The 1,401-nt window shown below is 39.7% G+C and carries 2 protein-coding genes; both read left to right on the top strand.

What is annotated here, in order from left to right; genetic code table 11:
• Positions 1-69 precede the first annotated feature (69 nt).
• Positions 70-387 carry a transposase gene (locus JCM14374_RS15425; protein WP_054698186.1) on the top strand — a complete coding sequence of 106 codons (318 nt, stop codon included), beginning with the start codon at positions 70-72 and terminating at the stop codon, positions 385-387.
• Positions 372-1,307: an IS3 family transposase gene (locus JCM14374_RS12815; RefSeq protein WP_054698183.1), complete on the top strand. Its 936-nt coding sequence runs from the start codon at positions 372-374 to the stop codon at positions 1,305-1,307. The genes JCM14374_RS15425 and JCM14374_RS12815 overlap by 16 nt, the downstream gene beginning before the upstream one ends.
• Positions 1,308-1,401 lie beyond the last annotated feature (94 nt).

Here is a 1,401-nt window from a genome sequence, read left to right as displayed (position 1 = left end):
TATTTAGCCCCCTAACCGACTTGGACAAAGTATCTTAATCTGGTACCTTTTAAAACAGGAGGGGGCAATATGCAACGTAAAAGGTACTCACAAGAATTTAAAGATCAGATTGTTAAAGAATCTCTGGAAGTTGGCAATGCCGCTATTGTGGCCCGGAAAAACGATTTATCTGCCAACATGGTCAGTCGTTGGGTTAGAGAACATAAGAATCACAATAGTATTGGAATGGGACCAATCCCTGTTAGAATCGGACCATATAATCAAAGCGCTAAAGCATTAGAATCTGAAAACGAGAAACTCAAAAAGTTGCTGGGCGAAAAAGACCTTGAAATAGCCATTCTTAAGGATCTTGTAAAAAAAACGAACCCACAATACAAGATAAAGTAGATATATCCAACAAATGGATATCAAGAGGATATCGTAAAACCCTTGTATTGCGATTGGTCGGACTTAGCCGCTCAACATACTATTACCATTTGAAACATCCAATTTCTGCACCTAATCACAGAGGCGGCCACCCGACAACAGCAAGTACCTGCACTAACGATGGCAGATTTGTAAGCAATGAACAGGTTAAAGAATGGCTTTGTGAACTCATCTTTGCTGAAGGAGAATACTATGGTTACCACAAATTAACCTGGGCGCTCAGACGGAAATACCAGCTTATCATCAATAAAAAGAAAGTATATCGTTTGTGTAAAGAACTGGATATGCTGAAACCTCAGCGTAAACTTAAAGCAAAGCACCCCAGACGACTGGCACGAAACCATGAAATTACTGCTTCAAATCGTCTGTGGGAAATCGATCTCAAATACGGCTATATTACTGGAGAAAACCGTTTCTTTTATGTTCTGCCTATCATAGACGTGTTTGATCGGGTTATTGTGGATTACCACATTGGCCTAAACTGTAATGCTCAGGATGCTGCACGTACTGTACAGGCAGCCATGTTTAAACGTCAGGTATATGGAACCGATGATTTAGTCATCCGAAGCGACAATGGGCCACAGTTTATCAGTCATCATTTTGATGAAAGCTGTATTAAATTCGGCATTGAACATGAGCGTATTCCTTGTCGTACCCCTAATAAAAATGCTCACATTGAATCTTTCAATGCCATCCTCGAAGGAGAATGTCTGAGCAAGCATGAATTTCAAAGTTATGCCGAAGCTTATGATATGGTAAGCCAATTCATAAAAGATTACAACGCAGTGCGGATTCATTCCAGTTTGAAATATCATACTCCAAATGAAGCGTACCGTCTGTTACAGCAGAAATCTCTGAAACTCCAGTCTGTAAGGGTATAATGATGATTCTGGCAAAGCCAGTTTATATAAATTTTTAAATTCTAAGTATCAGCCAGATATTAAGAGCTTTTGTCCAATATTAGGGGGTCAGTCC

Source organism: Syntrophomonas palmitatica JCM 14374 (assembly GCF_001311885.1).
Taxonomy (GTDB): Bacteria; Bacillota; Syntrophomonadia; order Syntrophomonadales; family Syntrophomonadaceae; genus Syntrophomonas_A; species Syntrophomonas_A palmitatica.
The sequence above is the reverse complement of the archived record's forward strand: the minus strand, read 5'-3'. Positions and strand labels throughout refer to the sequence as shown.